Here is a 5,557-nt window from a genome sequence, read left to right on the forward strand (position 1 = left end):
TCCCCGTCGCGGGCGGCATGGCGGGCGGCAGCCCCGACGCGGCGGGCGCGCTGCTCGCCTGCGAGTCGCTGTGGCGCACGGGTGCGAGCCGGGACGAACTCCTCGCGATCTGCGCGGAGCTGGGCAGCGACGTGCCGTTCAGCTACGTGGGCGGCGCCGCGCTCGGCACCGGGCGCGGCGAGCGACTGGCTCCCCTCGCGGTCGGCGGCACCTTCCACTGGGTCTTCGCCCAGGCGGACGGGGGCCTCTCGACCCCGGCCGTCTACCGCGCGTACGACCGCGCGGCCGAGGCCGAGGGCCGGACGGTCCCGGAGCCCGAGGCCGACCGGGCCGTCATCGACGCGCTCGCGAGCGGCGACGCGAAGGCCCTCGCCGCCGCCGTCCACAACGACCTCCAGCCCGCCGCCCTCGGCCTCTTCCCCGCGCTGCGCCGCACGCTGGACGCCGGTACGGAGGCGGGCGCCCTGGCCGCGCTCGTCTCGGGCTCCGGCCCGACGACGGCCTTCCTCGCCCAGGACGCGGACAGCGCCCGCACGATCGCCCGCGCCCTGACCCCGCACTGCCGCACGGCCCGTGTGACGACGGCCCCGGCACCGGGCGCGGTCGTGGTGGGGCGGTAAAAGGCCCTCGGCACGGCGTGCTCGGACGTCTCCGGCACCGGGCCGAGGACGCGAGGAGACGCCGGGCCCGGCCGTACCATGGCGATACCTCGTGACGATCAGGGAGACGCGATGGCCGCGATGTATCCGGAGTATGCGCAGTGGTTGCGTCAGGTGCGCAGCTCGATGAAGCTGCCCAAAGCCGTCAAACTGCTGTTCGACCAAGGGCGTCTGTACATGTCGCCGGTCACCGAGGCGCACAGCGAGGCGGACGACTCGATCCGCTCGCAGTTGGCGGAGCAACTCGGCGGTGGCTCCGGTCTGCATGTCACGCGGGACAAGGGCGTCCTGCCGGAGAAGGACGGCTACACGCCCGAGCCCGATGTGCTGGTGGTCGACGCCGGAGCGCTCGGTCCTGGTGACGCCTTCGTCGACCAGCGGCACGTGCATTTTGTGGCCGAGAGCGTCTCCCGGTCGACGGTCGGGCAGGACTACGGGCGCAAGCTCAACCAGTACGCGGCCCGCGGTATCCCCACCTACCTGATCGTGGACGTGCTGACCGGCGAGTGCGTCCTCTACCAGGTGCCGAAGGGGGACGAGTACACCTCTGCCGTGCCCTACCGGTTCGGTGAGGAGATCGCTTTCTCTCTCGTGGGAGTGGCGGTCACGTTGCGTACCGACTTCAAGAAGATCCGCTGACCCTCGGCCCGCCCACCGCCCGCCCCCTCCACCGGCGTTCCCCCGCCGACTACCCTGGGGAATCTGTCCCCCGGCCCGTTCCAGTGGTGCGGGGAGCGCGAGCGGGAGTGGTGGATGGCGGTCAATCTGGTCAACGTCGAGGCGGTCAGCAAGGTCTACGGGACCAGGGCGCTGCTCGACGGGGTCTCCCTCGGGGTCAACGAGGGCGACCGCATCGGCGTCGTGGGGCGCAACGGCGACGGCAAGACGACGCTGATCCGGATGCTCGCCAAGCTGGAGGAGGCCGATACGGGGCGCGTCACGCACAGTGGCGGGCTGCGGCTCGGGGTGCTGACGCAGCACGACTCGCTGGACCCGGCCGCGACCGTGCGGCACGAGGTGATCGGGGATCTCGCCGATCACGAGTGGGCGGGGAACGCGAAGATCCGCGACGTCCTGACGGGCCTCTTCGGCGGGCTGGACCTGCCCGGTTTCACGGACGGGCTCGACACCGTGATCGGCCCGCTCTCCGGTGGTGAGCGGCGCCGGATCGCGCTCGCCAAGCTCCTCATCGAGGAGCAGGACCTCCTCGTCCTGGACGAGCCCACCAACCACCTCGACGTCGAGGGCATCGCCTGGCTCGCCGCGCACCTCGCGAGCCGCCGGTCCGCGCTCGTCTGCGTGACGCACGACCGCTGGTTCCTCGACCAGGTCTGCACCCGCATGTGGGACGTGCAGCGCGGCGACGTCTACGAGTACGAGGGCGGCTACAGCGACTACGTCTTCGCGCGCGCCGAGCGCGAGCGCCGGGCCGCGACCGAGGAGACCAAGCGGCAGAACCTCGTCCGCAAGGAGCTGGCCTGGCTGCGGCGCGGCGCCCCGGCCCGTACCAGCAAGCCCCGCTTCCGAATCGAGGCCGCCAACGAGCTGATCGCGGACGTCCCGCCGCCGCGCGACAACTCCGAGCTGATGCGCTTCGCGTCGGCGCGGCTCGGCAAGACCGTCTTCGACCTGGAGGACGTGACCGTCTCGGCCGGGCCCAAGACGCTCATCGAGCACCTCACCTGGCAGCTCGGCCCCGGCGACCGGGTCGGTCTCGTCGGCGTCAACGGCGCGGGCAAGACGACACTGCTGCGCGCCATGGCCGCCGCCGCGCGCGGGGAGGGCGAGGAGCAGCCGGAGAAGGGGCGGATCAAGGTCGGCAGGACCGTCAAGCTCGCCTACCTCTCCCAGGAGGTCGCCGAACTCGACCCTGACCTGCGGGTGCTGGAGGCCGTGCAGCAGGTGCGGGAGCGCGTCGATCTCGGCAAGGGCCGGGAGCTGACCGCCGGACAGCTCTGCGAGACCTTCGGTTTCGGCAAGGAGAAGCAGTGGACGCCCGTCGGCGACCTCTCCGGCGGTGAGCGCCGTCGCCTCCAGATCCTGCGCCTGCTGATGGACGAGCCCAACGTCCTCTTCCTCGACGAGCCCACCAACGATCTCGACATCGAGACGCTGACGCAGCTCGAAGACCTCCTCGACGGCTGGCCCGGCTCGATGGTCGTCATCAGCCACGACCGTTTCTTCGTGGAGCGCACGACGGACCGCGTCTTCGCGCTGCTCGGCGACCGCGCCCTGCGGATGCTGCCGCGCGGCATCGACGAGTACGTGGAGCGGCGCCGCGCCCGCGAGCAGCAGGCCCAGGCCGCCGCCGCCCCCGCGAACGCCGCGTCCAGGCCCGCCGCCACCTCCGCGAAGGAGGACCGGGAGCGGCAGAAGGAGCTCCAGCGCATCGAGCGCCGCCTGGACCGCATCGCCGGTGAGGAGGCGAAGCTCCACGAGAAGATCGCCACGCACGCCACGGACTTCGAGAAGGTCGCCGGGCTCGACGCCGAACTGCGCGCCCTGACCGGTGAGAAGGACGAGCTGGAGCTGCGCTGGCTCGAACTGGCCGAATAGCCGTACCGGGTGCCGGGCGGCGCGCGACGGTCACGGGAGCATCACGTGCCGGTTCGCGCTTGGGCACGGGAGAGCGGGCGCGGGGTGCGGCGCGCGTGGCGGGTGGTAGAAAGAGTTCCCCGCCCGACCGACCAAGGACCGCGGGGGAGCGCGTCCCGATCCGCTCCGTTCCGCGGGGTGATCACTCACGGAACGGCGGGGGAGCCGGACGGGGGGCGCGAGCCCGCCACGAGGTAGCGCTGATGACTCAGCCGCCCCAGCCACCGCCCCGGCCCCCGCACGAGCCGTCCGGCGGCGAGCCCCCGCACGACGCGCCGCCCGGCTTCGGGCCGCCCGCCCCGGGCGGAGCCTTCGGCCCGCCCCCGGCCACGCCCGGCACCCCCGCGCCGCCCCGCGCGGACGCCGCCCCGGCCCGGAGCACGGACACCGGTTCGGGCACCGGCGCGCACACCGGCGCGCGGCTGGCCAAGGGCGAGGGCGAGGGCGACGGCGAAAGCGACGGCAAGGGCGAGGAAGCGAGCGCCGGTACGGGCACGCCCGCGCCCGGCACCCCGCCGCCCGGCACCACCCCGCCGGCCGACGGCACCCCGCCGTCCGCTCCCGCGCCGCCGGCCTACGGCGCCCCGCACCCCGGGCCCGGCCCCGGCGGCCAGGCCGCCTACGGCTACCCGCATCCCGCGCCCCCGTACGGCACCGCCCCGTACACCCAGCAGCAGTACGGGGCCGGGCAGCCGCCCACGCCGCCGGGCGGGCGCCGTCCCGGGCCGGTGTTCTGGATCATCGGGACGACCGTCCTCGTCATCGCGCTCATCGTCGGCGGTGGCGTCTGGTACGCGAACTCCGGCACGGGGACGACGCCGGTCGCCAAGGAGAAGGACGACAAGAAGGGCACGAAGAAGGAGAAGGACGGCGCGGGAACGGACGAGTCCGTCGTGGGGCCGGCGAAGGAGAAGGCCCCCGCCGACCCGGCGGCCCGGCAGCTCTTCACCGTGCCGATGGTCTACACCGGCCGTGACTCCCACGTCTTCGACGTGCCAGGCTCCTGGCTCACCGCCAAGGTGTACGCGAAGACCGGCATATCCGAGATCAACGGCTACGACGCCGTCGCGGGCAACCGGCTGTGGAACCTGAAACTGCCCGGGCCGGTGTGCTCCGCCAGCTCCTTCCAGAGCGAGGAGGGCCTGACCGCCGTCCTGCACAAGAGCGTGCGGCCCACGGCGGCGGAGTACGGCCAGTGCGACAAGATCACCGTGTTCGACCTGGCGACCGGCAAGACCGTGTGGACGAAGAGCGTGGGCTCCGGCGAGGGCAGCGCGATCTTCAACGAGGTGACCGTCGGCGCCGGCACCGTCGCCGCGGGCGGCAGCCGGGGCGGCTACGGCTGGGACCTCCAGTCCGGTGACCAGGTGTGGTCCCCGAAGCCGGGCGACGAGTGCTTCGACCTGGGCTACCAGGGCGGCAGCGGCCTCGCGGTGATCCGCAAGTGCACGGTCAACACCGACCAGGAACAGCTCTACGTCCAGCGGCTCGATCCCAAGGACGGCTCGGTCAGCTCCGAGTACAAGATGCCGCCCGGTATCGACTACGCGCACATCCTCTCGGTGAGCCCGCTCGTGGTCGGCGCCGATGTCAACGACGCCGCCTCGGACGGCTCCGGTGTCTCGGACTTCTTCTCGATCGACGCCCGCACCGGCAAGCTCCGCGCCCGCTGGCCGGTGGACGCGAAGACGTACGACACCAGGTGCGGCGCGACGGCCGTCACCGGCTGCGACAACTTCGCGATCGGCAACGACCGGCTCTACGTGCCGACCGAGGAGCACCAGGGGAAGAAGGAGGGCTACTCCACCACCAACGAGATCGTCGCCTTCGACCTCGCCACCGGCAAGCTGACCGGCCAGCGCATGGACGCGGGCGAGGACCGGGAGCTGCGGGCGCTGCGCATGGACGGCCCCCGGCTGCTCGCCTACCGCACCGGCCCGTACGACAAGGGCAACGAGGTCGTCTCGATCGACACGAAGACGCTCAAGAGCGAGGTGCTCCTGAGGACCCCGGACGAAAAGCGGAGCCGGGCCACCACCGGCCTCTTCCTCCACGACTTCTCCGAGATCCTCTTCGGCAACGGCCGCCTGTACTACGGGCAGACCATGCCCGAGGAGGTGAAGAAGCCGCTCGAAGCCGACGACGGCATCCCCTACCTCGCAATGTCCTTCGGCGACACGCACTGAGCAGCGCGGCCCCGGCACGCCGCTGACGGCGGGAGCACGGGTACGGGGCGGGACGCCGACGAGGGCGCCCCGCCCCCGCCGTCCCGGCACCCCGCGCCCGCCGTCCCGGCCCCGGCA

Annotated in this window: 4 protein-coding genes; all 4 read left to right on the forward strand. The window is 72.8% G+C overall.

Going from position 1 to position 5,557, the window contains the following annotated elements; genetic code table 11:
* Positions 1 to 620 (forward strand): 4-diphosphocytidyl-2C-methyl-D-erythritol kinase (locus SSBG_RS17285; protein ID WP_037870026.1); only part of this gene is annotated, 620 nt, incomplete at its 5' end.
* Between the two features lie 165 nt (positions 621 to 785).
* Positions 786 to 1,298: a Uma2 family endonuclease gene (locus SSBG_RS17290; RefSeq protein ID WP_234010567.1), complete on the forward strand. Its 513-nt coding sequence runs from the start codon at positions 786 to 788 to the stop codon at positions 1,296 to 1,298.
* Between the two features lie 114 nt (positions 1,299 to 1,412).
* Positions 1,413 to 3,215, forward strand: a complete 1,803-nt coding sequence (locus SSBG_RS17295) for an ABC-F family ATP-binding cassette domain-containing protein (RefSeq protein WP_008747388.1) — start codon at positions 1,413 to 1,415, stop codon at positions 3,213 to 3,215.
* A 242-nt stretch (positions 3,216 to 3,457) separates the two neighbouring features.
* Entirely contained in the window at positions 3,458 to 5,440 is a 1,983-nt protein-coding gene (locus tag SSBG_RS17300; protein WP_234010568.1) for a PQQ-binding-like beta-propeller repeat protein, read from the forward strand.
* The last annotated feature ends 117 nt before the right edge of the window (positions 5,441 to 5,557 follow it).

It is taken from the genome of Streptomyces sp. SPB074 (genome assembly GCF_000154905.1).
Classification (GTDB): Bacteria; Actinomycetota; Actinomycetes; order Streptomycetales; family Streptomycetaceae; genus Streptomyces.